This is a genomic window from Streptomyces sp. NPDC001858, assembly GCF_053594615.1.
In genome coordinates, this window is the sequence record NZ_JBSFEV010000003.1 from 334,115 (window position 1) to 358,779 (window position 24,665).

Annotated in this window: 21 protein-coding genes; 12 read left to right on the plus strand and 9 right to left on the minus strand. The window is 71.1% G+C overall.

Annotated features, from left to right (window positions below; translation table 11 throughout):
* Window positions 1-204: 204 nt before the first annotated feature.
* Complete coding sequence (locus ACWCPF_RS06145; RefSeq protein WP_451043751.1) at window positions 205-1,107, plus strand: ATP-grasp domain-containing protein; 903 nt, start codon at window positions 205-207, stop codon at window positions 1,105-1,107.
* Here ACWCPF_RS06145 and ACWCPF_RS06150 read toward each other — a convergent pair.
* Window positions 1,097-1,687 carry a hypothetical protein gene (locus tag ACWCPF_RS06150; RefSeq protein WP_451043752.1) on the minus strand — a complete coding sequence of 197 codons (591 nt, stop codon included), beginning with the start codon at window positions 1,685-1,687 and terminating at the stop codon, window positions 1,097-1,099. The two genes, ACWCPF_RS06145 and ACWCPF_RS06150, sit on opposite strands and share 11 nt — an antisense overlap.
* Before the next feature lie 142 nt (window positions 1,688-1,829).
* On the opposite strand from ACWCPF_RS06150, the gene ACWCPF_RS06155 reads away from it, so the two are divergent.
* Window positions 1,830-2,603: an IclR family transcriptional regulator gene (locus tag ACWCPF_RS06155; RefSeq protein ID WP_451043753.1), complete on the plus strand. Its 774-nt coding sequence runs from the start codon at window positions 1,830-1,832 to the stop codon at window positions 2,601-2,603.
* Entirely contained in the window at window positions 2,600-3,460 is an 861-nt protein-coding gene (locus ACWCPF_RS06160) for an SMP-30/gluconolactonase/LRE family protein (RefSeq protein ID WP_451043754.1), read from the plus strand. The genes ACWCPF_RS06155 and ACWCPF_RS06160 overlap by 4 nt, the downstream gene beginning before the upstream one ends.
* A gap of 634 nt (window positions 3,461-4,094) precedes the next feature.
* Here the strand turns inward: ACWCPF_RS06160 and ACWCPF_RS06165 are convergent.
* Genes ACWCPF_RS06165 through ACWCPF_RS06175 form a run of 3 tightly spaced genes read right to left on the minus strand, consistent with a single transcriptional unit; the run spans window position 4,095 to window position 7,538 of the window.
* A complete protein-coding gene (locus ACWCPF_RS06165; protein ID WP_451043755.1) occupies window positions 4,095-5,498 on the minus strand; it encodes an NAD(P)/FAD-dependent oxidoreductase in 1,404 nt (467 codons plus the stop codon).
* A complete protein-coding gene (locus tag ACWCPF_RS06170; protein ID WP_451043865.1) occupies window positions 5,491-6,822 on the minus strand; it encodes an MAB_1171c family putative transporter in 1,332 nt (443 codons plus the stop codon). The genes ACWCPF_RS06165 and ACWCPF_RS06170 overlap by 8 nt, the downstream gene beginning before the upstream one ends.
* Window positions 6,823-6,830: 8 nt before the next feature.
* A complete protein-coding gene (locus tag ACWCPF_RS06175) occupies window positions 6,831-7,538 on the minus strand; it encodes a toxin-antitoxin system, toxin component family protein (protein WP_451043756.1) in 708 nt (235 codons plus the stop codon).
* Between the two features lie 227 nt (window positions 7,539-7,765).
* Between ACWCPF_RS06175 and arfA the strand changes: the two genes are divergently transcribed.
* A complete protein-coding gene (gene arfA, locus ACWCPF_RS06180) occupies window positions 7,766-9,277 on the plus strand; it encodes an arabinosylfuranosidase ArfA (protein WP_451043757.1) in 1,512 nt (503 codons plus the stop codon).
* 37 nt (window positions 9,278-9,314) lie between these two features.
* Window positions 9,315-9,776 (plus strand): RrF2 family transcriptional regulator, encoded by a 462-nt coding sequence (locus tag ACWCPF_RS06185; protein WP_451043758.1) that lies wholly within the window; start codon window positions 9,315-9,317, stop codon window positions 9,774-9,776.
* A 150-nt stretch (window positions 9,777-9,926) separates the two neighbouring features.
* Here ACWCPF_RS06185 and ACWCPF_RS06190 read toward each other — a convergent pair whose 3' ends face one another.
* Window positions 9,927-10,769 (minus strand): intradiol ring-cleavage dioxygenase, encoded by an 843-nt coding sequence (locus ACWCPF_RS06190; RefSeq protein WP_451043759.1) that lies wholly within the window; start codon window positions 10,767-10,769, stop codon window positions 9,927-9,929.
* A 199-nt stretch (window positions 10,770-10,968) separates the two neighbouring features.
* On the opposite strand from ACWCPF_RS06190, the gene ACWCPF_RS06195 reads away from it, so the two are divergent.
* The 3 genes from ACWCPF_RS06195 (at window position 10,969) to ACWCPF_RS06205 (ending at window position 15,448) form a co-directional block, all read left to right on the plus strand.
* The gene (locus ACWCPF_RS06195) at window positions 10,969-11,307 is read left to right on the plus strand and encodes a trypco2 family protein (RefSeq protein ID WP_451043760.1); all 339 of its coding nucleotides are present in this window, start codon (window positions 10,969-10,971) and stop codon (window positions 11,305-11,307) included.
* Window positions 11,304-14,618 carry an NACHT domain-containing protein gene (locus tag ACWCPF_RS06200; protein WP_451043761.1) on the plus strand — a complete coding sequence of 1,105 codons (3,315 nt, stop codon included), beginning with the start codon at window positions 11,304-11,306 and terminating at the stop codon, window positions 14,616-14,618. Before ACWCPF_RS06195 ends, ACWCPF_RS06200 begins: the two co-directional genes overlap by 4 nt.
* A 179-nt stretch (window positions 14,619-14,797) precedes the next feature.
* Window positions 14,798-15,448, plus strand: a complete 651-nt coding sequence (locus tag ACWCPF_RS06205; RefSeq protein ID WP_451043762.1) for a DUF4360 domain-containing protein — start codon at window positions 14,798-14,800, stop codon at window positions 15,446-15,448.
* Between the two features lie 104 nt (window positions 15,449-15,552).
* Here ACWCPF_RS06205 and ACWCPF_RS06210 read toward each other — a convergent pair whose 3' ends face one another.
* Window positions 15,553-16,350: an intradiol ring-cleavage dioxygenase gene (locus ACWCPF_RS06210; RefSeq protein WP_451043866.1), complete on the minus strand. Its 798-nt coding sequence runs from the start codon at window positions 16,348-16,350 to the stop codon at window positions 15,553-15,555.
* 278 nt (window positions 16,351-16,628) lie between these two features.
* Entirely contained in the window at window positions 16,629-17,969 is a 1,341-nt protein-coding gene (locus tag ACWCPF_RS06215) for a tetratricopeptide repeat protein (protein ID WP_451043867.1), read from the minus strand.
* 148 nt (window positions 17,970-18,117) lie between these two features.
* On the opposite strand from ACWCPF_RS06215, the gene ACWCPF_RS06220 reads away from it, so the two are divergent.
* The 4 genes from ACWCPF_RS06220 to ACWCPF_RS06235 all read left to right on the plus strand — a co-directional run bounded on the left by ACWCPF_RS06220 (window position 18,118) and on the right by ACWCPF_RS06235 (window position 21,569).
* Entirely contained in the window at window positions 18,118-18,345 is a 228-nt protein-coding gene (locus ACWCPF_RS06220; RefSeq protein ID WP_451043763.1) for a hypothetical protein, read from the plus strand.
* Between the two features lie 590 nt (window positions 18,346-18,935).
* Window positions 18,936-20,291, plus strand: coding sequence for an asparagine synthase-related protein (locus ACWCPF_RS06225; RefSeq protein WP_451043764.1), 1,356 nt, complete (start codon window positions 18,936-18,938; stop codon window positions 20,289-20,291).
* On the plus strand, window positions 20,288-21,034 hold the full coding sequence (locus ACWCPF_RS06230) for a class I SAM-dependent methyltransferase (protein WP_451043765.1): 747 nt from the start codon (window positions 20,288-20,290) through the stop codon (window positions 21,032-21,034). Before ACWCPF_RS06225 ends, ACWCPF_RS06230 begins: the two co-directional genes overlap by 4 nt.
* Before the next feature lie 202 nt (window positions 21,035-21,236).
* On the plus strand, window positions 21,237-21,569 hold the full coding sequence (locus tag ACWCPF_RS06235) for a hypothetical protein (protein WP_451043766.1): 333 nt from the start codon (window positions 21,237-21,239) through the stop codon (window positions 21,567-21,569).
* A 121-nt stretch (window positions 21,570-21,690) separates the two neighbouring features.
* Here the strand turns inward: ACWCPF_RS06235 and ACWCPF_RS06240 are convergent, their stop codons facing one another.
* Together ACWCPF_RS06240 and ACWCPF_RS06245 are read right to left on the minus strand one after the other, a co-directional pair.
* Window positions 21,691-23,337 (minus strand): pyridoxal phosphate-dependent aminotransferase, encoded by a 1,647-nt coding sequence (locus tag ACWCPF_RS06240; protein WP_451043767.1) that lies wholly within the window; start codon window positions 23,335-23,337, stop codon window positions 21,691-21,693.
* A gap of 185 nt (window positions 23,338-23,522) precedes the next feature.
* Window positions 23,523-24,605 carry an aldose epimerase family protein gene (locus ACWCPF_RS06245; protein ID WP_451043768.1) on the minus strand — a complete coding sequence of 361 codons (1,083 nt, stop codon included), beginning with the start codon at window positions 24,603-24,605 and terminating at the stop codon, window positions 23,523-23,525.
* Between the last annotated feature and the right edge of the window lie 60 nt (window positions 24,606-24,665).

Genomic DNA, 24,665 nt, shown 5'->3' on the forward strand with positions numbered 1-24,665 from the left:
GCGGGGCGCTGACATATGCGGCTCCGCCGCGATGGGGGTCCCCCCGCTCGAGCGCAGCCGAGAGTGGGGGAGCGACCAGCCACGACGGCGCCGCAGCAAAACGACGGCCCATCCCGGCACTTCCAGCGGACGCGTACCCTGCACGGGTGCGCGAAAGGCGTACACATGTACAGACGTGCTGAAGCACTGGAACGGAGTCCCGCCGTGCCCCGAGTCGCCCTCGTCACCTATGACCCCCGGCCGGAGCCGAGCAAGGACCGCGATCTTCCGGTGCTGCGAGCCGCGCTGGAGGCGGCCGGGGCCGACGCCGACACCGTGGTCTGGGACGACGCCGAGGTCGACTGGGCCTCCTACGACCTCGCCGTCATCCGTTCGACCTGGGACTACAGCTGGCGTGCGGACGAGTTCACGACGTGGGCGGAGCGGTGCGGCAAGTTGACGCGGCTGGCGAATCCGGCCGCCGTCGTGCGCTGGAACAGCGACAAGCGCTACCTCGGCGAGCTCGCGTCGGCCGGGGTGCCCACGGTCCCCACGCGCTACCTCGCCCCGGGCGAGCCCGTCGGCCTCGACGGCTCAGCCGGCCCCGACGGACTGCCCGGCGACCACGAGTACGTCGTCAAGCCCGCGTCGGGGGCCGGCGCCCGCTACGCCGCCCGGTACACGCCCGAGCAGCACGAGACGGCCGTACGGCACCTCGCGCGGATGCACGCGGAGGGGCTGACGGCGATGGTGCAGCCGTATCTGCGCGCCATCGACACCGGCGGCGAGCGGGCCCTGCAGTTCTTCGGCGGACGCTTCCTGCACGCCAGCCGCAAGCAGGCGGTGCTGGCTCCCGGCACCGCCTTCGACGCGGACAAGGTCGCCCACCCCGGCCTGGAGCCCTGGACCCCGACACGGGCCGAGCTCGCCGTCGCCGAGCGCGCCCTGGCCGCCGTGCCGGACGCGCCCGAGCTGCTCTACGCGCGGGTCGACCTGGTGGACGGCGACGACGGCGAACCGCGCGTGATGGAGCTGGAGCTGGTCGAGCCGAACCTCTTCCTGTTCCTGCACCCGGAGTCGGTGTCGGCCGTGGCGGCGGCGATCCTGGCGGCGGCCGTCACTGCCTGAGCGTCGTCCGTTGCAGCAGGCCCCAGGTGAACTCGGAGATGACGTCCCGCCGCACGCCCCGGCCGTCCGGTGCGGTGTAGGCGAGGCCCGAGCGGGTGGGGGCGGTGCCCTCCAGCGGGTGGGCCGGGGGGAAGGCCGCGGCGACCTCGTCGATCGTGCAGGACCAGGGGGTGAGGTCGGCGAGGCTGGTCAGGGTGGGCGGTTCGGCCTGCGGGGCGCGGACCAGCCACTCGTTCCAGGCCGTGCCGTTCGGTGCGATCAGCAACTCGAACTGCAGCTCGGGCCAGAGCTGGACCGGCCAGCGCCAGGCCTCGCAGTCGAGGTCGCCGATCCGGCGGGGGGTTCTGGACACCGGTTCGCCGAGGACGGTGCGGTAGCGGGCCGGCGCGCCCCGGGAGTGCGGGGAGTGGGTCATGGACTGCCAACGGTGGTTGGCTTCCCGCATCTGGGTGAGGGAGACGCCGAGTCCGCGGCGTGCCGTGTCCACCATTTCCGGGTTGTGGTCGTTCATGCGGCGGAGTAGAACGAGTTGGAAGTCGAACGCTGCGAAAGAGCCGGCAAGGCGCTTCTGGGTCGGCATGCCCCCCATCCTGGCCCACCCGCGCGTTTCACGACCATTGCCCAGCGGAAAGCCATATGACAGCCTGTGTTCGTCATGCCGATCGCCTGTTGAAATCTCGAACACAGGCCCTGAGACCACCAGCTAAGGGAGGGGGCCGGACATGGGACGCCTCGTACCTGCCGTGACCCGAGCGCTCGACATTCTCGAGCTCTTCCTCGACGGGGACGGTTCGCTCTCCGCCCCCGACATAGTGCGCAAGCTCCAGCTTCCGCGCACCACCGTGCACGAACTCGTGACCACGCTCTCGGCGCGGTCGTACATCGTTCCGGTGCCCGGACAGCCCGGACGGTACCGACTGGGCGTCCGCCCGTACCAGCTCGGCAGCCGCTACGCGGAGCAGCTCGACCTCGCCGCCGAGGGTCAGCAGGTCGCGCGCACCGTCGCTGAAACGTGTGACGAGACAGTCCACGTGGCGATCCTCGAGGGCGCCGACGTCATCTACATCGCCAAGGTCGACTCGACGCACGCGGTGCGGATGGTCTCGGCCGCGGGCCGCCGGCTGCCCGCCCACTGCACCTCCGTCGGCAAGATGCTGCTGGCCTCGCTCTCCGAGCCGGAGTTCAGCGCGCGCATCCCGGCCGACGCCGACCTCGTCCGGATGACCCCCAACAGCATCACCGAGCCCGACGCCCTGCGCGCGGCCCTGGCGGAGATCCGCGAGCGAGGGGTCGCCGTCGAGAGCCGCGAGTCCAATCCGGACGTCAGCTGTGTCGCGGCCCCGGTGCGCGACCGCACGGGTCAGGTCGTCGCCGCCCTGTCCATCTCGGTGCCGATGATCCGCTGGAGCGACGAGCGCCGCGTCGAGCTGGAGCAGCTCGCCATGAAGGGCGCGGCCGAGCTCTCCGAGCTCCTGGGCTACCGGAGCGTGGCATGACGACGACCCGCACGTCCTACGAGGTCGCGGTCCGGGCCGAGGCGACCCTCGGCGAGGGCCCGACCTGGGACCCGTCCGCCGGCCGGCTGCTCTGGCTCGACATACTCGGCTCCCGGCTGCACACCTACGACCCCGCGACCGGCCGCCGCACGGTCCGGGTGACCGACCAGCACGTGGGCGCGGCCAAGCCCCGCGCCGGCGGCGGCCTGGTCCTCAATCTGCGGGACGGCGTGGGCCTGCTCGACGCCGACGGCGGCTTCCGCTGGCTGCACCACGAGCCGGTCCCCGGCCGCCGCGCCAACGACGCGGCCGTGGCCCCCGACGGCTCCCTGTGGGCCGGCACCATGCGCTACGACGAGGCGCCCGGCGGCGGCACCCTGTCCCGGTTCACGGGGGACGGCGCGGTCGAGCCGATCCTCGACGACGTGGCGGTGAGCAACGGGACGGGCTGGAGCCCGGACGGCACGCTGATGTACTACATCGACTCGCCGACCCGCCGCGTGGACGTCTTCGACCGCGCGCCGGACGGACGGGTGTCCGGCCGCCGTCCCCTGGTCGAGATCGAGGACGGCGCGGGCTTCCCCGACGGCCTGACCGTCGACGCCGACGGCTGTGTGTGGGTGGCGCTGTGGGACGGGGCGGCGGTCCGCCGCTACACCCCGGACGGCGCACTGGACCGCGTGATCGCCCTGCCGACGCCCCGCGTCACGGCCTGCGCGTTCGGCGGCCCGGACCTGACGGACCTGTACATCACCACGGCCCGGGTGGGCCTGACCGCCCCCCACCCGGTGGCGGGCTCCCTCCTGGTGATCCCGGGAGCGGGAAAGGGCGTGGCCCAGCCCCCGTTCAACGGCTGACACCCCGCAGCCACAGACCGCCGTGCCGCCGGGGCGATGGGGTCCCCCTGTTCGGGCGAAGCCGAGAGCGGGGGGAGCGAGGGCGCGGCGGCCCCCGGCAATCGCCGGCCCGCGCACCCTGGCGGACCGCGCTACCGCAGCCCCGTCAAGGCTGACAGCCCGCGGCCACGGCCAGTCGTGCCGCCGGGGCGGCTTCCGCCCCACCGAGGTCGGCACCGGCCCGCGGGCCCTCCCCGGTGCCCTGGCGGACCGCGGTACCGCATCCCCGTCAAGGCTGACAGCCCGCGGCCACGGCCAGTCGTGCCGCCGGGGCGGCTTCCGACCCACCGAGGTCGGCACCGGCACGCGCCGGCCCGCGGGCCCTCCCCGGTGCCCTGGCGGACCGCGGTACCGCATCCCCGTCAAGGCTGACAGCTCGTGACTGCGGCCAGTCGTGCCGCCGGGGCGGAAGCCGCCCCACCGAGGTCGGCACCGGCACGCGCCGGCCCGCGGGCTCTCCCCGGTGTCCTGGCGGACCGCGGTACCGCATCCCCGTCAAGGCTGACACCCCGCGGCCACGGCCAGTCGTGCCGCCGGGGCGGCTTCCGACCCACCGAGGTCGGCACCCGGCACACGCCGGCCCCGGCGGCACGCGCTACTGCAACCCCGCCCGCTTCAGTTCGTCTCCCGACAGCGGCGGTCCGCTCAACGCGGGCTTCAGCGACCCCACGGCGGCGGCCACCAGGACCGACGGAGTCAACAGCACCTGCGGGCCGCGCTCCAGCGAGGTCACGTCCGTCACCCGGCGGGCGATCCGGCCGCTGCCGGTGGCCGTGTGCATCAGGCGGCCGACGTACGCCGACTGGAGCCGGTCCTGCAGCGTCGGCCCGTTCTCGGTCGCGCCCGGGTAGAACACGTCCTGGCCGACCGCGAGGTCCCACGCGGCCCGGGCCGGCCGGGCCACCGCCTTCTGGACGCGACGGGCCAGCCCGGGCGAACCCCACCCGTGCCGCCGGACGACGTCCCGCAGGGCCACCGCGCTCTGCGCGGCGACCGCGAGACCGTGGCCGTAGAGCGGGTTGTACGCGGCGAGCGCGTCCCCGAGGACGGCGAAGTTCTCCGGCCAGGCCCGCATCCGCTCGTAGAAGTGCCGGCGGTTGACGGTGGTCCGGGTGTACGACACGTCGGACAGCGGCTCGGCCTGTTCCAGGAGCTGCCCGATGACGGGGTGGCGCAGTTCCTCACGGGCGAAGCGGACGAAGTCGTCGTTCGCGGCGGAGGGTTCGCCGCCCCGGGTGCCGTTCAGGGTGACGATCCAGCGGCCGTCCTCGATGGGCAGCAGAAACCCCGCCCGCCCGGGCCGGCCGTCCCGCGGGTCGGGCTGCACGTTGACGATCGGGTACCCGGACCGCGCCTGCTCGGGCGCGAGATAGAGCCGACTCGCATACGCCAGCCCGGAGTCCACCTCGCGCCGCTCCGCCGGCGGCAGCCCGAGCTTCCCCAGCCACCCCTCGGCCCGCGATCCCCGCCCGGTCGCGTCGACGACGAACCCGGCCGGGATCACCCGCTCCACGCCGGATCGTTCCTGCGCCCGCACCCCGGTGACCGCCCCCGCGTCGCCCACGAGCCCCACCGCCTCGGTTCCGGACAGCAGTTCGACCCGGTCGTCCGCGACGACCTGCGCGCGGATCGTCGCGTCCAGGAGGTCACGGCCGGCCAGGATCACATGGTGGGACTCGGGCCAGCGGCGGAACCAGCCGCGCGGGCCCAGCACGACCATGTCCGTCGTCACCGGCGACCGGCGCGCCCCGGCGGCCTGCAGCGCCTCGACGACGTCCGGCAGCAGCTCCGCCACCGCCCGCACCCCGCCCGACCACAGCATGTGGGCGTGGCGGGCCTGCGGCAGGCCCTTGCGGGGCGCGGGGCCGTCGGGCAGCACGTCCCGCTCGACGACGACGACCCGGTCGGCGAGGCCCGTCAGGGCGCGTGCCGCGAGCATGCCCGCATGGGATCCCCCCAGGACTACGGCGGTTCTGGCGGGGTTGGAGGGTTCACTCATGCGTGGACAAGCTCTCTGCCGGGGCGTTCGCGCGGGCGCGCACCGCCTGGATGTCGTCGGGATGGCGCAGGGCGAGGGACACGGCCTGGATCTCCCGCAGGAGGTAGGTGGTGTCGGCGCAGGGCGGGGAGGACGGGGAAGCGGCGGAGGGGGAGGGGGAGGGTGAGGTGGAGAGGGGGGAGGGAGCGGCGGCCGTGGAGGCGGGGCGCTCCGGCACGGGCTTCCGCACGGACGCGGGCGGCTGCGGCTGTACGGGCAGTTGCGCGGGCGGCTGTGCGGGCGGCCGGGACTGCTGCTCCCTCGCCTCGACGGCGTCCAGGAGCGTCACCGCGGCGGCCAGCGTCTGGGCGACGCCGCGCTCGAAGCCGAGGGCGACGGCGGCTTCGTAGGACCGGGCGCGCAGGTCGTCGTCGAGGTGCCGGGCCAGTTGGAGGAGGGTGTCGCGGATGAACGTCTCGCGGCGGATCAGCCGCAGTTCCGGGGTGGCGCGCAGGTCGAACGGCTCGCGCCCGCCCGCGACGGACCGGATCAGCCGGGACAGCGGCTTGAGGCTGCGGTACCGGCGGCGGATCCGCCACCGCTCCTGGAGGTACTGCCCGGCGTGCGGGACGATGAAGCCGATCGCGACCAGCGTGGCGGCGATACAGGCCGCCGACGGCGCGATGCTGGTGTTCAGCCAGTCCAGGTCGTGTCCGGTCCAACGGGCCGCGACGGCCGTCAGCTTCGCCGCGCTGAACACCAGGTTCGTCACATAGCCGGCCCCCAGGAACCTCAGGCCCCAGCGCAGCCAGGCGTCGAGGCCGTCGGTGCGGCTCCAGTTCCACACGAGCCGGGCGGTGACCGAGCAGGCCACCGTGTGCGCGAGCAGGTAGAGCAGGATCTCCTCGCGCATGAACGGCGTGTTGGCGTAGTAGGTGTCCAGGTCCTGGATCTGCTCCACGGGGACGTCGGCGAGCGCGAACAGCACCCACAGCGCGACCACCACGCCCGCGTAGACGGAGACCACCCAGCGGGTCGCGCGCCGGGTCTGGGCGGAGCGCTCGGTGCGGCCGTTGCGCCAGGCGATGATCAGCAGCAGCCAGGACGCGGACAGCGCGGTGAGCAGGGAGTACACCCAGGGGGCCGCGATGTTCGGCACGCCGGTGACCCGGTTGGTCCAGGCGATGGTCTTCGGGGCCGCGAACACGAACACCGCGCAGGCGAACACCAGCAGACCGCCGACGGCGCGCAGCAGCGGGTCCCGCCAGAGCTTGAGGATGCTGGGCAGCTTGATGGCGAGGGCCGCGCCCAGGACCACGGTCGGCAGCCAGAACGAGATGTACATCCCGTGGCTCACCGTGTCGCACCCCGGCGTCCGCGGTAGCCGAGGGTCCGCTGGACCGCGGAGGTCTCGGCGGCGAGGTCGGCGGAGCCCGACGGTCCTATCGACCCTGCCGACCCTGCCGGTCCGGTGTGTCCCGCGGATCGGGCGGGCCCGGAGACCGTCGCCGGGGAGTCGGTCAGGTAGCGCCGGACGCGGGCGGCGAGCCGGTGCCCGAAGTCGTCGGCCTCGGCCTCGTCGTCCGCCCGGGAGCCGTTGCGGGCGGCGACGGTCAGCGCGATGGAGGCCCAGTCGGAGCGGTCGGCGATCCGGTCGGCCAGGACGCCCGCCGCGGCCGTGCCGACGCCGTGGTGGTGATGCCGGTGCCCGGCGTGCAGATGCCACAGCTCATGGCCGAGGATGACCAGCTGCTGCACGTCCTCGGCCCGCTCCTCGACGATGACCAGGTCGAAGTCCTGGAACTCCACCCACAGCCCGGTCACCTCGAAGGCGTCGGGGAAGCGCTCGAAGCGCAGTTCGACGGGCCGTCCGCCGCGCAGCGCGGCCATCTCCTCGCACAGGGCCCGGCAGACGTCCCGTACACCGCAGGGCCGGCAGGGGCGCGCCCGCAACGCGGCGGAGAGAACGCCGGTCAGCTCGCGCATGGCGGGTCCGGTCCTCGCGCGCCGCAGTACCGAGGCGATCCGGGCCGCCTTCCCGCGCGCGCCCGCGACGTCCATCGCTCCCCCTTCTCGACCGCTGTACGGCGGCCTGTTCGAGACTACGCGGCTGGTCGTGTCCCCGTCACGAGAAGTCGTCGAGGACTCCACGGTAGAAAGCGCTATCAGAGATCCTGTCGAAAGCATTGACGTGCAAGCGCTTCGAAATTTACGGTCCGTTCGAGGCCACGAGCGTGATCCGAAATGTCGAACAATCTTGCCGACTGGAAACAGAACGAAAGGCGCACATGCACACCGCCCACTTCACCCTCGACCCCGCGTTCACCATCGGCGAAGTGAACCCCCGGCTCTTCGGCAGCTTCGTGGAACACCTCGGCCGCTGTGTGTACACGGGCCTCTTCGAACCGGACCACCCCACCGCCGACGAGGCCGGCCTGCGCCAGGACGTCCTGGAGCTCGTCCGCGAACTCGGCGTCACGGCCATCCGCTACCCCGGCGGCAACTTCGTCTCCGGCTACAAGTGGGAGGACTCGGTGGGCCCGGTGGAGAGCCGCCCGCGCCGCCTGGACCTCGCCTGGCGCTCGACGGAGACGAACCGCTTCGGACTCTCCGAGTACATCGCCTTCCTGAAGAAGGTCGGCCCGCAGGCCGAGCCCATGATGGCGATCAACCTCGGCACGCGGGGCGTGGCGGAGGCCCTGGAACTCCAGGAGTACGCCAACCACCCGGCCGGCACGGCGCTCTCGGAACTGCGCGCCGACCACGGCGACAAGGACCCCTTCGGGATCAAGCTGTGGTGTCTGGGCAACGAGATGGACGGCCCCTGGCAGACCGGCCACAAGACCGCCGAGGAATACGGCCGCATCGCCGCCGAGACCGCTCGCGCCATGCGCCAGCTGGACCCGTCAGTGGAACTCGTCGCCTGCGGCTCCTCCAGCCAGTCCATGCCGACCTTCGCCGAGTGGGAGGCGAAGGTCCTCGCCGAGACGTACGACTTGGTCGACTACATCTCCCTGCACGCCTACTACGAGCCGCAGGACGGCGACGTCGACTCCTTCCTGGCCTCCGCCGTGGACATGGAGTCGTTCATCGAGAACGTCGTCGCGACCTGCGACCACATCGGCGCGAAGCTCAAGTCGAAGAAGAAGATCAACCTCTCCTTCGACGAGTGGAACGTCTGGTACATCTCGGGGTGGCACGCGATCGAGAACTCCGGCGCGCGCGACTGGGAGGAGGCTCCCCGCCTCCTGGAGGACAACTACAGCGTCATGGACGCGGTCGTCTTCGGCTCGCTCCTCATCGCGTTGCTCCGGCACGCCGACCGGGTGACGGTCGCCTGTCTCGCCCAGCTCGTCAACGTGATCGCGCCGATCCTCACCGAGCCGGGCGGCCCGGCCTGGCGGCAGACGACGTTCTTCCCGTTCGCGCAGGCCTCGAAGTACGGCCGCGGCACGGTCCTCGACGTGCGGGTGGACTCGCCGACGTACGAGACGGCGAAGTACGGCGAGGCGGACCTGCTGCACGCGACCGCCGTCCGCGCCGAGGACGGCACGGTCACCGTCTTCGCCGTCAACCGCAGCCGCACCGAGGCGCTGCCCCTCCAGGTCGGGCTGAACGGGCTGGACCTGACGACGGTCGTCGAGCACAGCGTGCTCGCGGACGCCGACCCGGACGCGCGCAACACGCTCGCCGACCCCGACCGCGTCGCCCCGCACCCGGCGGAGGGAACCGCGCTGACGGACGGCCGGCTGACGGCGACGCTGGAGCCGCTGTCCTGGAACGTGATCAGGCTGGCCTGACGGGATCCGGTGCGGGGATGACCTCACAATAGGGGGCATGAGGATCTCGGCAAGGGCGGACTACGCGGTGCGGGCGGTGCTGGAGCTCGCCGTGCGGCAGGGCGGCGGCGACCCGGTGAAGGCGGAGCAGATCGCCTCCGAGCAGGACATTCCGCACAAGTTCCTGGAGGGGATCCTCGGCGATCTGCGGCGCGGCGGGATCGTCGACAGCCGACGCGGCGGCGGAGGCGGCTACCGGCTGGCCCGTGATCCGGCGGCGATCACCGTGGCGGACGTGATCAGGGCGGTGGACGGCCCGATCGTGTCCGTACGCGGCGAACGTCCCACGGGCCTGACGTACACGGGCTCCGCGCAGCCCCTGCTGCCGCTGTGGATCGCGTTGCGGGCGAACGTGCGCCGCGTCCTGGAGGGCGTCACGATCGCCGACATCGCCGCGGACGCCCTGCCGACCCCGGTGAAGGACCTGGCAGCGGAACCCGCGGCCTGGGAGAACCCCTAGGCGTTTTTAGGGGCGCGGGGAACTGCGCGACCAGCCACGACGGCGCAGCAGCCGAACGACCCAGCCGAGGTGCGGGCCGCCGCTCTCGTGAAGCGGCGGCTCGCACCGCGGGGGTTCGCGCCGCGGGGGTTCGCGCGTGCCGGTCAGGCGTCAGGCGGAGTCGACGCCCACGGTCAGGGTCGCCTTGTAGCCGTCGGACACGCTGGAGCCGAGGGCGGTCAGGGTGAGCAGCCCGGAGGACGCGCCGCCGTCGTCGTAGATGCTGTCGTCGGCCAGGGCCGTCTCCTTGGTGGTGTTCGCGGAGTACGGCGAGGTCGCCTGGATCTCCTCGTTGATGTCGGCGTCGAAGAAGAGCTGACCGGTGTGGATGACGTCGCCGCCGGTGTACGAGTCGTCGGTGAGCGTCACCTCGGTGTGCACCCGCATGTGGACGTGCACGGCGCGGGAGACGTAGTGGCCGGGCCAGATCGAGGTGATGCTGCACTGGCCGTTGGCGTCGGTCATCTGACCGCCGCGCAGGAAGGTGCCGTTGTCCTCCTCGGTGTGGCCGTTGCCGCCCACGAAGCCGGAGTACTCGCCCAGCGCGTCGCAGTGCCAGATCTCGACCAGCGCGTCGGCGAGCGGCGCGCAGTCGTTGGCCTGGTCGACGACGGTGAAGGTGTACTGGACCTCGAAGCCCTCCTTGTCCTCCCGGATGTCCTCGCGGACGAGGGCGCCGTCCAGGGAGTACGGGCCCTCGGTGACCTCGGCGTTGAGGGTGCAGACGCCGCTGGACGCGGTGGTCGTGGCCTCGGCCTCGGCGGCCGCGGTGGTCTCGGGGGTGCTGTCGGACGCCGAGGCGAACCCGGCGACCGCGAGGCCGCCGGCGGCGGCGACCGCGGTGCCGCCGATCAGGACGCGGCGCCGTTTCATGCTCTTGTCGAGCCGGTGCCTGCCCGGCTGGTTGTCGTCGGTGTCGATGGACTCGTCGTGGTGCTCGGTGTTTCCCGTCATGCAGAGGAAGTTAGAAGCGGACCTGAGGAAATCCTTGATGCGGGGCTGTGCGGGACCTGGGGATGCAACGGTCAACTGCCGTTCTTTCCACGTTAGTTCGGACATGGCCCGGACGCGGCTCGGACATGGCGAAACACCGGGCGCGAGATCCGCGATCTCTCTAGCGTGGGGCTGCGCCGCACCGACCCGAGGGGGACCCATGGCAGACGACCGCGTCGAACTGGCCGACGCAGTGCAGGCAGTACGGGACGAGCTGATCACGGCCGCGAGCCGCGCCGGCGGGCAGGACGTCGTCTTCGAACTCGGTGACATCGAGCTGGAGTTCACCGTCGAGATCCGCAAGGAGACCGCGGGCGGCCTCAAGGTGAAGGCCTACGTCATCGAGGCGGGGGCGGACGCCCGGGGCGGCAGCTCCCGCACCCACAAGGTCGCGGTCACCCTCAAGGCCCTGGACGCGCGCACCGGGCAGCCGTGGAAGGTCGGGAACGAGAACAGGGGGAGCGTGGCGCGCTTCGGGCGCAGCGGTGACGGGCGGTGATCGCAGGGACGGCGCTGGGCCGGGTCGTCGCCGTGCGGGCCGACGGCCAGGGGAGCGGGGTGCTCGTCGACACCCACTTCGTGCTGACGGCCCGGCACTTGGTGGAAGGGCACGACCTCATCGAGGTGATCCACCCGTCCGGCTCGGCGGTGGAGTGCACGGTCGAGTGGGCGGACGAGTCCTTCGACGTCGCGCTGCTGCACGCCAGGGAGCGGGTGATCGCGCCCGAGAGCGAAGCCGCGCTGGGCGTCTTCCGCAACGGCCGGATCGACACCGTCCAGCCCGTCCCGCACTGCCAGATCGTCGGCTTCCCGGGGGTCCAGCGCTACGGGGAGCGCGGCGAGGAGCTGGAGTTCGACCAGTACCGGGCGACCGTGCTGCCGTTGGCCGGACGGATGCGCGACCTCCTGGTCTGCGAACTCGACCGGCCGGCCGCGGCGGAACTCGGCGGCGAGGCCTCGCCGTTGCAGGGGCTGTCGGGTGCGCCGGTCTTCGCCGGGGAGGTGCTGCTCGGCGTCGTGACCCAGGTACCGCGCGGCCGCAATCACCTGCGGATCGAAGCCGCCCCGATCGAGGCGGCGTTGAGCGTGTCGCGCAGCTCGGGCTTCGGGATCCCCTGGTTCGAGGCGGTCACCGAGGTCCATCCCCAGGACCAGCTGTTCGAGAACCGCTATGCGGCCGACCTGAGTTCGCAGTACCGCAAGACGGAGATCTTCGGCATCGACGATCTCGGCAGGAGCGAATCGCGCTGGGATCTCGACACCGCCTATCTGAGCCTGCAGGCCGACGAGCCCCGGGTCCTCGCCGACAGCGGCTCCCGGGCGTCCGACACCTCGCCGCAGCGCATCGACAGCCTGCTGACCGCTCGGCCCCGCGTGCTGCTGCGGGGCGAGGCCGGGGCCGGCAAGACCACCCTCGTCTGGTGGCTCGCCGCGCATGCGGCGAACGGCACCCTCGGGCCGGAACTCGCCGAACTCAACGGTCTCGTCCCCTTCGTGATCCCGCTGCGCGAGATGTACGCGCGCGGCGGACGCTTCCCCACGGTCTCGGAGCTGCCGTCCGTCGGCCGGGGCATCACGGACGGCGCACCCCACGGCTGGACCCGCCGGGTGCTGGAAGCCCGCCGGGCCCTGCTCCTGGTGGACGGGCTGGACGAGGTCCCGGGCCGGCAGCGGGAGGAGGCCCGCCGCTGGCTCTCCGCCCTCCTGGACCGCTACCAGTTCACCCGCTGTCTGGCGACCGTCCGCCCCAACGCCGTCGAGAAGGACTGGCTGGCGCAGGACGGCTTCGCCGAGCTGACGCTGCTCCCCATGAGCGACGAGGACATCACCACCTTCGTCGGCGCCTGGCACGACGCCGCCCGGCTGGAGTGCGACCACCTCTTCGACACCCGGCGCGGCGTCGACGAGCGGGAGCTGCTGACCACCCTGGAGCAGGACCTGATCCACCAGCTGGGCCGCAACGCCGCGCTGCGCGACATGGCCCGCACACCCCTGCTGTGCGCCGTGATCTGCGCGCTGCACCGCCGTCGCCGGGGCCTGCTGCCCACCACCCGCTGGTCGCTGTACCGGGCCGCCCTCGCGATGCTCCTCGGCGGCCGGGACGCCGGACGGGGCGTCCTGCACACCGACCACGTCACCCTCGACTCCGATCTGCAGCACGAGTTGCTCCAGCGGCTCGCCGTCTGGCTGGTGCGCACCGGACAGCAGCAGATGACCCGCGCCCAGGCCCTCCGGCAGCTCGAACCGGCGATACGGGACGTGGACCAGCTCCGCGACGAGGAGACGCCCGAGCGGGTGCTGCTCTTCCTGCTCCACCGCAGCGGGCTGCTCCGGGAGCGCACGGACGACACCATCGAGTTCATCCACCGCACTTTCCAGGACTACCTCGCCGCGAAGGAGCTCCACGAGAGCGGCTACGTCCTGGAGCTGCTGAAGCACGCGGAGGACGAGACGTGGAGCGACGTCATCGTCCTGGCCGTCGGGCATGCCACGCGCAAGGACGCCCAGCACCTCGTCGAGGAACTGGTCCGGCGCGGGGACGCCGTCCCGAAGCGGGCGCAGCGGTGGCACTTCCATCTGCTGGCGGCGCGCTGCGCGACGAGTCTGCTGTCGCTGGACGAGCGGCTGATGGGCGGTGTGCGGGAGCGGGTCCGCAGCCTGATGCCGCCGCAGGGCGGCACCGAGGTCAGCGAGGTCACGGAGCTGGGCGACTGGGGCGTGGAGACGCTGCCAGGGCCGGACGGCCTCAGCGAGGAGACCGCCAGGAAGATCGTCGCGGTGCTCGTGCGGATCCGCACGGCACGAGCACGGCAGGCGCTCCGACGATTCGCCCCGCACCCGGCCGAGGACGTCCGACGGGACGTGGTGACGGGCTGGGCTCTGCAGCCCACCGAGGAGTACGCCCGGGACGTGCTGGCGGGGATGCACTGTCCGGTGCTTCGGGTCCGGACGAGCTCGGAGCTGGCCTGTCTCACCCGGTTCGGGGCCATCCGGCGGCTGGTCGTCAGCGGCTCCCACTCGGCGGAGGAGCTCGACGCCACGCTTCCGGCGCACGGGATCGAAGAGCTCGAACTGCGGGCCAACGCGGCGGTGCGGCATCTGGAATTCCTGCGCGAGCGCGACGATCTGCGGATTCTCGTGCTGTCGGGCTGCATCTCCCTGCGGGATCTGCGGGTGCTGCCCGACCTGAAGCTGACCTCGCTCTCCCTGCGGGTCCAGGGCTTCTCCCAGGAGCAGTTCGCTCTGCTGGCCGGGATGCGCGAACTGCGCGGACTCGCCCTCTTCGGCGTGCCGAGGGGCGGCTGGGCGGCCATGCGGCCGCACAGCGGGGTGCGCGAGTTGAGCGTGACGTCGGAACACGACGACTGGCTCGCGGATCTCGACGGCTGGGCGAGCCTGCGCCGGCTGCACGCGGACATCGCGGGCCGGGACGTTCCGGAGATCGTGCAGGCGCTGTCCCGGTCCCCGCAGGTCGAGGACCTGGCGCTGGCCGTCCGCTCAGTGCAGGAACTGGCGCCGGCCGCCCCACTGCCGCAGATCCGCAGCCTGGAGCTGTCCGGCCTCATCGAGTACGGCCATCTGTCCCAGCTGCGGCGGGTGTTCCCCGGGCTGCGCCGGCTGCACCTGTCGTTCGACCCCGCTTCGCGGGCCCCTCAGTCACTGGACCTGACGCCGCTGCTGGACATTCCCGACCTCGTCGTCGATCTCGTCGGCATCAGCCGCGACGGAGCCCGGATCGCCGGAGCGAAGGAGTTCGGCCCCCGGCTCGTGATCTCCGCGGTTTCCGCCCTGCGCCTGGTCGAGGTGTGAACGGGCCCGGGTGAATGGCCGGAGTTCGACCTGACTGTGGTTCAGGGGGCTCCCTACGATGCGATCGCCCCGGTTCTTCACAGCAGCTTCACAGTTTCGGCTTCACGGATTCTCCGTGGAGCCGGCGCCGCGTGGAGCCGGGCGCTGCCACCCCCCACCCTTCGATCGAAGGAGAGATCATGGCAAGTGGGCTGCTCCTGGGCGGCGCGGTCGCCGCTCTCATCACCGCGGCGATACCCGCGCAGAACTCGTCCCCCGTTTTCGACAACCCGCCGCCGGACCGGATCGTCATCGACGTCGCGACCGTGAACGGCTCCGGCTGCCCGGCCGGTACGGCGGCGGTCGCCGTCTCCGAGGACAACACCGCGTTCACCGTGACCTACAGCGACTACCTCGCCCAGGTCGGCGGGAGCTCCAACCCCACCGCCTTCCGCAAGAACTGCCAGCTCAACCTGGTCGTGCACGTCCCGTCGGGCTTCACGTACGCGATCGCCAAGGCGGACTACCGCGGCTACGCCTCGCTCCAGTCCGGCGCGAGCGCCGTCCAGCGGGCCTCGTACTACTTCCAGGGCTCGTCGCAGACGGTGTTCAAGAACCACAACTTCAGCGGCTCGCTCAACGACAGCTGGCAGGCGACCGACACCACGGACTGGGCCCAACTGGTCTGGGCCCCCTGTGGAGTTCAGCGCAACTTCAACATCAACACCGAGCTCCGGGTCAACGCCGGCACCTCGTCGCCGAGCAAGGTCAGCTTCATGACCATGGACTCGACCGACGGCGACCTCAGCACGATCTACCACATGGCCTGGCAGCAGTGCCCGGCCAAGTGAGCCCGCGCCAGGACCTGTTCTAGCGGCTCACGGCCCTCCTCCGGAACGCCGACTGGGCGTCACCGCGACTCGGTGACGCCCAGCCGGTCAGGTGGTGCTGCGGGTCAGCTCTCGACGCCCAGCGTCAGCGTCCCGGCGTAGCCCGAGGACGTCGAACTGCCCAGGGCCGTCAGGGTCACCAGGCCCGAGGCGGCGCCACCGTCGTCGTAGATGGAGTCCTGGGCGAGGGTGGTGCGGGTGACCGTGTTGGTCGAGTACGGGGAGACGGCCGCGACGGCGGTCGTGATCGTCTCGCTGAAGAAGAGCTGACCGGTGTGCAGTTCCTGGCCGCCGGTGAACGAGCCGTCCGAGGTCAGGGTGACGTTCGTGTGCACCTTGATGTGGATGTGGATGCAGCGGCCCCGGTACCAGCCGGGGTAGACCGTGGTGAGCGCGGCGACGCCGCTGGAGTTGGTCAGGACTCCGCCGCGCAGGAAGGTGCCGCTGTCCGGCTCGTTGTGGCCGTTGGCGCCGACGAAGCCGGAGTACTCGCCGAGGGCGTCGGCGTGCCAGATCTCCACGAGTGCGTTGGAGAGGGGCACGCAGGTGTCGTCGTCGACGACCGTGAGGTTCAGCTTCAGCGGGATGCCCGCCTTGCCCTCGGTGATGTTGGCGCGGACGTACTGTCCGTCGAGGTAGTAGGGGCCTTCGGTCATCTCCTTCGTGAGGGTGCAGACGGCCGCGGCGGCGACGGGGGCGGTGTCCGGCTGCTGCTCGGCGGCCGGCGCGGTGACGGCGGCCGTGGCGCCGACGGCCAGCGTCGCGGCGGTGGCGCCCGAGGCGATCAGCACGGTGCGCCGGCCGATGGGGTGCTCGATGGGGCGATCGGATGGGTGGGGGGTTCCGTTGGGGTTTCCCGTCATGTCTGTCATGAACACGGCACCGTAGAAACGGTTCCTGTAGGGAGGCTGTCAGTTAGGCAAAGTGAGTGCGCGTCAAGTTACTTGCCGGGCAAGTGTCGACACAAGACCGCCGCCCTCCGGTTACCCCGGAGGACGGCAGCGCCCGCACGGCCCGTGTGCGGAACTCCAAGCCCGCCGCGGTGTTCACCGTCGTCGTCCCCGGCTCGGCGCCGCCGTCGGAGACCCCCGTCGCCGTCCGCATCGTCCGGGCTGCGCTGGGCTTGAAGGTGCGACGGGGATCAGGTGACCAGCGACGGTGGTGCGATCGTCCGTGCTCGGTCGTACAGGTCGAGTGCCGTCGTGTTCTTCAGATGAGGGCGCAAGAGGCCGAACATCGCCTTCACGCGGTCGTCGGCGCGGCCGGACTGCACCTTGGGGTAGTCGTCGAGGGCCTGGTGCCAGGTGGCGCAGGCCGCTTCCAGGTGGCCGAGTTCCAGCTGCCGTTCGGCCAGCAGGCCACGACGGTGTACTCGTGTGCGCTGGTACACGCTGGGGCGGAGCCGGTCCGCTTGTTGCATGGCTTCGACGGCTCCGGCCTTGTCGCCCAGTTCGTAACGTACCTGGCTGACGTGGTAGTTGAGCGAAGAGGGATCGTACGAGCCGAACGCCTTGCCGCGTGACTCGGCACGTTCCATGGCCGCCTCGGCCTCCCGGATGTAGCGCAGCGCGCCCGCACGGTCGCCGCTCTGCGCGGCGGCGTGCGCCTGCTGGCCGACGAGGAAGGCCAGCATCCGAGGGCCGGCTTTCGGGGAGGCGGCGGCAGCGGCATCGGCCAGCTCCATGGCCTTCGCCCCGTGGCGGATGTCGACCGCTTGGACGCTCATGCCCCGCAGGGTGGTGCAGTACGTCAGGTGGTCCTCGGCCGCGCCCGCCAGCTCCAGGGCCTTGACGTAGTAGCGCTGCGCGAGACCGTGCAGCCCTTCGTCCACGGCCATGAAGCCGGTCAGGTAGAGCAGGTCCGAGGCGGCGGACAGCATCGCCTTGCGCACGTCCTCGGGTGCGTCGGCGCGCAGGTAGGAGGCCACGGTGTTGACCATGAACGCGGCCGCCATGGGGCGGGCGTGACGGCCCCCGAACTCGTCGTCCAGGTCTGAGACCCGCTCGGTCATGGCGACGACCATGTCCACTTCGTTCATGCCGATGTGCGTCGTTCGGCCGGACTGAACGGCATCGGCACGCCCGACCACATCCCGCCAGCCGGGAACGGTGACGGCCACGGAGAACAGGCCGACACCCAGGACACTGCGGCGGGACGGGTCCATATCCAGCCTCCCCAGGTCGATCACCCCTTCCACGGTATCCGCAGCGGTGGAGGAGCGATCGCGTGGAACGGGCAGTCCCGCCTCTGCATGGGTGACGGGGCGGCCGAGGCGGCGGGAGAGGGCTTCGAGTACGCATGCGCGCACCGCATCGCGCGGGACAGTGCCGCCCAGCCAGTGGCTCACCGCCGACTCGTCGTAGCGCAAGGGGATTCCGGTCTCCGTGCCGACGCGGTTCACCGCCCGCGCGAACTGGCGGTGAGTCCAGCGGCTTTCGGTGAGCATGCGCCCGAGCGCCGCGTTCGGTTCACGCTTGGCCATGCCCCAACTCCCCGTGCCCTTGCGAACTTTCAAGGCTTTCAAGTCCTGGTGCTGCGGCAACGGTACCGCTGAGCGTGGTCGTGCGGTTGCGTAGAGACAGCAGGGAACGGCGAGACCTCGCCGCAGCCGTCGTCCGAAGGGCTGAGGAATGAGAAGCGAAGCGCGGGCCCGTCTGGCCCGGCTGACTGAGGAGCGGGGCATGGACGGGGTGTTGAGGATCGACACCTACGAGGGCGCGGACCTGCCGCCGGGTCTGAATCGATTCTCGCCGTGTCGCTGCCCGCAGCACCGCAGTGCCACACCTGAGTACGGCGCGGAGAGGCTGAGCGCCGCAGTACGCGAGGCCAACGAGCGCAGCCGTGGAGAGCGGCTGTGAACCGGTTGGCCGCAGCCGTCGGCCGCTACGCCGGACCACTCCTGATCATCACCGTCTCGGGACCGGTCGGCTTCGTCCTTGGCGTGGCCGCCGCATCCACACCCACCTGACTCCTCCCCGTCGCGCATCCAGGCTCCCCACCTGTGACGAGGGAGGGCCCGCCGCCGGAAGCGGTGGGCACCCCGCTCGGCTGCCTTCTTCGCAAGGGTCCGGCAGCCGGACGGGTCCAACTCCGCAGCATCCGCCGTGGAGTCCACTGAAAACCGTAAGGGAGAGAACGATGAACGTGGACGAACTGTTCACCGGCGACCTGATCACCGGCGTCCCGGCCGTCGAGGCCGCGCTGCTCGACAAGATGCCGGGCGGTGGCGACAACAACGGCGACCACTGCAGCAAGTGATCCAGGGCTGACGCCAGGCGGGGCGGGGCCGTTCGCGGCCCCGCCCCGCCGCACGACATGGGAAGGGGACTACATGCTGTCGATGCGTCTGCGCCTGGCCGATCTCCAGGAGCCCAAATGGAGATCAGAGGGAGGCCGTTGGACCAATGGCGAGAGCTGGATCGAGCCCGCGAACGTGTCCACTCTGGTCATGGAGGTCAACGATGACCAAGCGCCGCGCGTACGGGTCCGCGTGAAGGAGTGCAAGCGGGCCGAGGCCGACTTCGTCGCACTCACCATGGAGCCCGGACAAGCCCGCCTGGCGGCGGGTGTCTTCGGCACAGCGCCGCTCTATCTGACAGAGAAGGCCGGCGAGCTGCACGCCTCTTGGGACCTGACACTACTGCGACCGTATATGCAGGCCCACCGCCTGGTGGCGCGCGTTGTCGCCCGCACGCTGACGAGGCAGCACCGCTACACGTCCGAGACACTTTTCGAAGGCGTCTACCGCCTCACCGAACGGGCAGCGGCCACGTTCACCACTTCGGGACTCAGCATCCACTACCCCGAGCCCGCCGAGCACGTACTTGAGCCACGTACGCTCCGGCTCGGAGTTGATCCACTCGCCGCTCTGGACGAGTTGCTGACCGACGTAATCGGCCAGGCGCCGACGGCAACCGGATGCGTGGGCGTCGAACTGTCCGGAGGCGCGGACTCCGGGAACGTCGCCCTGGCGGTGAAAGCCGCCCGCTTCCCCGAGGCGCACAGCTTCGGCCTGCTGGTGGGAGGAAGCACCGGCAGGCAACAGGGCGAGCGGCGCCGAGCCTTTGTGGAGCACTGCGGCTTCCGGGACACGGCCACCCCTGCCATGCAGCACGCACCCTTCTGCCCCGGAGGCGTGCGCGCTCTGCGCAGGCCACACGATCCTGCGGGAGCCTTCTACCAGGAGGCGTTCGATGTCGTGCGCGAGCAGGCAGCGGCCCGGCGGTGCGAGGTCATGTTCACCGGTAGCGGCGGGGACGAGGTCAACGCCCACCACTCCAGGACACGGGCCGAACTGCCGACGCCGGAACCCGTGCCGTGGCTCGGCGACAAAGCAATCCGAGCGCTCGCCGAAGTCAACGAGCACCTGGCTCCCATCCCAGTGCTGCCCGTACCGACCCTGATGGCGTTCGGGATGCACAACCCCGGATTCCTCCGGGCCGGAATCTGGCCGGTGAGTCCGCTCGCGCACCCGCGGATCGTGCGGTTCATGGAGCAGCTGCCGCACGAGCACAAGCGCGGCAAGGCGTTGTTCCGGGAGCGGATCCGACGGGCCGGGCTGCCCGAGTGGGTGGCCGCGCCGACCGAACCGGAGAACTTCCTGGCTGTCCTGGAGAAGGGTTTACGTTCCCACGGCTTGCCGGTCTTGGACGACATGCTGAAGGAGTCCATCCTGGTGGATCTCGGCTACGTTGACGGCAAGGCTCTCGCCAAGGCGGGGAGGAGCGCCGACTCCGCGCCGGTCGTCCCCGATCTGCTGTGCGATGTGCTCGCCCTGGAGGTCGGGCTGCGCAGCCTCATGTGACCAGCCCCGACACGGAAGCCGAGCACGTGGAAGCCACCAACCTCCTGTACCGCGATCCGGCACTTTACGACGTCGTCCAGTCCGACAGCACGAGCGCCGGAATGTGCCAGACCCTGATCGAGCTGCACCGGCCGGACGCCCGGACCCTCGTCGACTTCGGATGCGGTACCGGCCGCGACCTGGAGATCCTCGCCAAGCGCTTCGAATGCATCGGCGTGGACCTCCAGCCCGGCATGGTCGACTACGCCCACCAGGCCCGGCCCGGGCTGGACATCCGCATCGGCGATATGCGCACCGCGCGACTCGGCAAGCGCATGGACGTGGTGACGTGCATGGGTAACAGCCTCGCCTACGTGCACGACAACGAGGCGATCAGCCAGGTCTTCGCCACCTTCGCCGCCCACGCCCGGCCAGGAGCACTGCTCGTGCTGTGCTCCCCCGTCGCCCCGATCACCCGGCCCGAGCCGACCACCGCCACGGTGGACACCCCGACGGGATCCGCGACCGTCACCATCCGCCACACGTGGGACCTGCGGACCCAGATCAACACCATGCACCGGCACTGGGCGCTCCCCTCGGGCGACGAGGCCCGAGACGAGATCCGCAGGCGCGTCCTGTTCCCCCGCGAGCTGGAACGCTACGCGGAGGATGTCGGCTTCGAGGTCCTGGACATGAGCGACGGCGCAGACAGAGGGCTCACCGGCCCAACCGCGTACACCGTGGCCCGACGAACTCGGCGGTGACCGGCGGGGCGAGAATTGGCACCAGTGCCAGCCGTCCGACTCCTGACGGCATAGCTCGTGGGGTCGGCGCATCGACATGGCTGACGGGCGCTCACGCACTGTCGAGCAGGTGATCACCGAGGAGCCCGCCGTCGTCGGCCAGTACGACGGTCGGCAACAGTACGGGTCCCTACCATGGGGAATGATCAGGAGGGGAGGGTGAATGAGCTGGCCTTCCGTGTACGCCAGGACCTGGGCCGAGATCATCACCAGCCCGAATGTCGGCGGTCGGCACCTGCGGCGCGTGGGTGAACTGCTCATCGCTCATCAGGAGCTGAACGCCAGGTTCCTTGACCAGGACAAGGAGAAGATCCCGGACGACGTCTTCGACGAGATCCTGGAGAAGGCCGCGGAACTCGGCGACGCATACGTCGAGATTTGGCGGGCCTGTGGGAACGGCACCCAGGAATGGCGGCACACCGAAGGCCTGGCCGCCTTGGACGAGGCTCTTCGCCGAGCTGCGGAGTACTACCGGCACACCTCTCTGACCGTGTAGTGAGCCCTGTGGCACCGCTTGGATTGTTCCCTGATGACTCCTGGCGACCACAAGGACGGGCGCGGGCGTGCTGCCGGCCGAAGGCCGTGCAGCGCGCCCGCGCCCACGAAGATGTGACTGACTAGCTGACCTGGCCCATGCCCGCCGCGTTCGGCCAGCTCTGGGCGTTGGGCCAGCCGGTGGCGGCCGCGGGGGAGAGGCCGTTGGTGCCCCTGACCTGGGCGGCGGTGAGGCCGCCGCGGGCCGGGACGCCGGTCGGGGTCGGGCCCATCGGCGGGGCCTGGGCGGCCGGGGCCATGGCGGGCGCCATCGCTGCGGGCGCCATCGCCGCGGGGGCCATCGGCGCCGGGGCCATGGGCTGCGGGGCGGGCACCGGTGCCGGCATCTGCACGGGCTGGGGGAAGACCTGTGCCGCGGCCGGCATCGGCATCCCGATGCCGTCGGACGGTGCGGACTGGGCCATCATCGGGGCCATCGCGGGGGCGGCCATCGCCGGGGCGGCGGCGACCAGCCCCGGCATCTGGGCGCTCATGCCCATGGCCTGAGCGGCAAGGCCGGGCATGCCGGCCCCGTTGGTGACCAGCCGGTCGACCGCCGCAGTACCCGAGCTGTAGCTGATTCCGGGGCTCAGCTCGGGCACGGCAGTTCCCCGCCTGGTCCCGTAGAGCACCTGTTCCAGGCCGGTCACCAGGCGACGTACGTCCACCTGGGGGCGCACCACGAGCCTCACGAAGCGGCTCGACGAGCCGATCTTGTTGCCGCACTCGCGGATCAGGATGCGGTGCTCGGCGAGCAGCCGGTCGCGGACCACGGTGCCCTCGGCGCCGACGGGAAGGCGCACGAAGAGGAAGTTCCCCTGGGAGGGGTAGACGGTCAGCCCCGGCAGCGCGCTGAGCTGGCTCGCCATGTCGAGCCGGTCCCGGCGCACCTGCATCAGGCTCTGCGCGTACTCGGGGCCGTGCTCCTTCAGCATGAACACCACGTACTCGGCGAAGGCGTTGAGGTTCCACTTCGGCAGCATCGAGCGGACCCGGCCGGCCAGCGACGGGTTGGCGACCATGTAGCCGAAGCGGATGCCGTGCAGACCGAAGTTCTTGCCGAGGCTGCGCAGCACGATGACGTTCGGCCGGATCATCGCCTCCTGCACGACGCTCGGTTCCTGCTCCGCGTCGGCGAACTCCAGGAACGACTCGTCGATGATGATCAGGTCCAGGTCGGCCATCGCGTCCATGAACTGCACGAGCGCGTGCTTGTGCAGGAAGCCGCCGTCGGGGTTGTTCGGGTTGCAGATGACCGCGACCTTGGTGCCGCGGCTGCGGATGAACTCGGCGTACTGCGCGAGGTCCAGGGCGAAGCCGCTGGACTCCTGGAGCGGGAACATGTCGACCCGCTTGCCGGTCTCCATCGGCTGGTCGGTCCAGCGGCCGAAGGTGGGCACGGGGATGGCCAGCGACTCACGGACCAGCAGGTGGTCGATCCAGGTGATCAGCTCGGTCGAGCCGTTGCCCATGGCGACGGCCTGCGGCGGGAGTTGGAGCAGGTTGCAGAGCTCGGCCGTGATCGTGTCGGCGCCGCTGGGGTAGAACGTGACGATGTCCCGCAGCTTCGCGGACATGGTGTCCATCATGGCCGGGGTGGGGAAGTACGGGTTGCAGGGGATGCAGAAGTCCACCGGGCCGACCCCCTCGCCGCCCTCGCGAGTCAGTGCCGCCATCGACGGACTGTGGGCCGCAGTGTTGCGGAACAACGAGGAGACGTTGTCGGCCATGGAACCTCCGTATGGGGCGGGCCCGGCGGGGACGACCGGGCCCGTCGTCATTGGGTGGCCCGCGCGGGGGAGCGCGGGCCGCTCTTACATACGCATGCTGGCGGGGTGTTGTTCAACGCGTGTGAAATCAGTGTGAGTTCCTGTTTGGGTTCGGGAACCCTGGGCACGCGTACACCGTCTTAGCGCTATTCGAACGTATCGAACGTGCCGAACGTATGGATCGTCGTCGTCCGGTACGTCTCGCCGGGTCGCAGGACCGTGGAGGGGAACTCCGGCCGGTTCGGCGAGTCCGGGAAGCCCTGCGTCTCCAGACACAGGGCGTCGCCCTGGCGGTAGGCGCGGCCACCGGTGCCGACGAGCGTGCCGTCCAGGAAGTTGCCGGAGTAGAACTGCAGGCCCGGCTGGTCGGTGGCGATCTTCAGGGTGCGGCCGGAGCCCGGGTCGCGCAGCGTGGCCACGTGCGCCGGCTCGGCCGTGACGCCCTTGTCGAGGACCCAGTTGTGGTCGTAGCCCTGGGCGTGGAGCTGCTGGAGGTGACCGGCCCGGAGGTCCCGGCCGATCGTCTTGGGCGTGCGGAAGTCGAAGGGCGTGCCGGAGACGTCCGCCAGTTCGCCCGTCGGGATCAGGCCCGCGTCGGTGGGCGTGTAACGGCTCGCGGCGATCGTGAGCTCGTGCTCCTCGATCGTGCCGCTGCCCTCACCGGCCAGGTTCCAGTAGACGTGGCTGGTGAGGTTGACGACGGTCGCCTTGCTGGTGGTCGCCTCGTAGTCGATGCGCCACTCGCCGCGCTCGGTGAGGGTGTACGTGACCTTCACGTCGAGCGTGCCCGGGTAGCCCATCTCGCCGTCCGCGCTCGTGCGGGACAGGCACAGGCCGACGTCGGAGCCGTCGGTGAACGGCTCGACGTCCCAGAGCTGCTTGTCGAAGCCCGTCGCGCCGCCGTGCAGGCTGTTCGCGCCGTCGTTGACGTCGACCTGGTGGGCCGTGCCGTCGAGGGTGAACCGGCCCGCGCCGATGCGGTTGCCGTAGCGGCCGATCAGCGCGCCGAAGTACGGGGTCCTGGCGACGTAGTCCTCGATGCGGTCGAAGCCGAGGCAGACGTTGGCGTGGCGGCCGTGCCGGTCCGGGATCTCCAGGGACTGGACGACGCCGCCCCAGGAGAGCACCGTCAGCCGGGTGCCGCCGTTCTCCAGGAACCAGCTGGAGACCTCGACGCCGTCGGTCAGGGCGCCGAAGGGCCTCTTGACCGCCTTCACCGTCTTCCTCATGTGCTGCCTTCTGCCTTCCTCTGCCCGAACGCCGCTCTCTGCCTGGCGAAAACAGAAAAA

Coding starts and splice junctions, on each gene's coding strand:
- ACWCPF_RS06195 (WP_451043760.1), top strand. CDS start 10,969: ATGGCAGACGACCGCGTCGAACTGGCCGACGCAGTGCAGGCAGTACGG.
- ACWCPF_RS06205 (WP_451043762.1), top strand. CDS start 14,798: ATGGCAAGTGGGCTGCTCCTGGGCGGCGCGGTCGCCGCTCTCATCACC.
- arfA (WP_451043757.1), top strand. CDS start 7,766: ATGCACACCGCCCACTTCACCCTCGACCCCGCGTTCACCATCGGCGAA.
- ACWCPF_RS06190 (WP_451043759.1), bottom strand. CDS start 10,769: ATGACGGGAAACACCGAGCACCACGACGAGTCCATCGACACCGACGAC.
- ACWCPF_RS06170 (WP_451043865.1), bottom strand. CDS start 6,822: ATGTACATCTCGTTCTGGCTGCCGACCGTGGTCCTGGGCGCGGCCCTC.
- ACWCPF_RS06215 (WP_451043867.1), bottom strand. CDS start 17,969: ATGGCCAAGCGTGAACCGAACGCGGCGCTCGGGCGCATGCTCACCGAA.
- ACWCPF_RS06165 (WP_451043755.1), bottom strand. CDS start 5,498: ATGAGTGAACCCTCCAACCCCGCCAGAACCGCCGTAGTCCTGGGGGGA.
- ACWCPF_RS06185 (WP_451043758.1), top strand. CDS start 9,315: ATGAGGATCTCGGCAAGGGCGGACTACGCGGTGCGGGCGGTGCTGGAG.
- ACWCPF_RS06175 (WP_451043756.1), bottom strand. CDS start 7,538: ATGGACGTCGCGGGCGCGCGCGGGAAGGCGGCCCGGATCGCCTCGGTA.
- ACWCPF_RS06150 (WP_451043752.1), bottom strand. CDS start 1,687: ATGCCGACCCAGAAGCGCCTTGCCGGCTCTTTCGCAGCGTTCGACTTC.
- ACWCPF_RS06210 (WP_451043866.1), bottom strand. CDS start 16,350: ATGACGGGAAACCCCAACGGAACCCCCCACCCATCCGATCGCCCCATC.
- ACWCPF_RS06225 (WP_451043764.1), top strand. CDS start 18,936: ATGGAGGTCAACGATGACCAAGCGCCGCGCGTACGGGTCCGCGTGAAG.
- ACWCPF_RS06155 (WP_451043753.1), top strand. CDS start 1,830: ATGGGACGCCTCGTACCTGCCGTGACCCGAGCGCTCGACATTCTCGAG.
- ACWCPF_RS06220 (WP_451043763.1), top strand. CDS start 18,118: ATGAGAAGCGAAGCGCGGGCCCGTCTGGCCCGGCTGACTGAGGAGCGG.
- ACWCPF_RS06245 (WP_451043768.1), bottom strand. CDS start 24,605: ATGAGGAAGACGGTGAAGGCGGTCAAGAGGCCCTTCGGCGCCCTGACC.
- ACWCPF_RS06235 (WP_451043766.1), top strand. CDS start 21,237: ATGAGCTGGCCTTCCGTGTACGCCAGGACCTGGGCCGAGATCATCACC.
- ACWCPF_RS06240 (WP_451043767.1), bottom strand. CDS start 23,337: ATGGCCGACAACGTCTCCTCGTTGTTCCGCAACACTGCGGCCCACAGT.
- ACWCPF_RS06160 (WP_451043754.1), top strand. CDS start 2,600: ATGACGACGACCCGCACGTCCTACGAGGTCGCGGTCCGGGCCGAGGCG.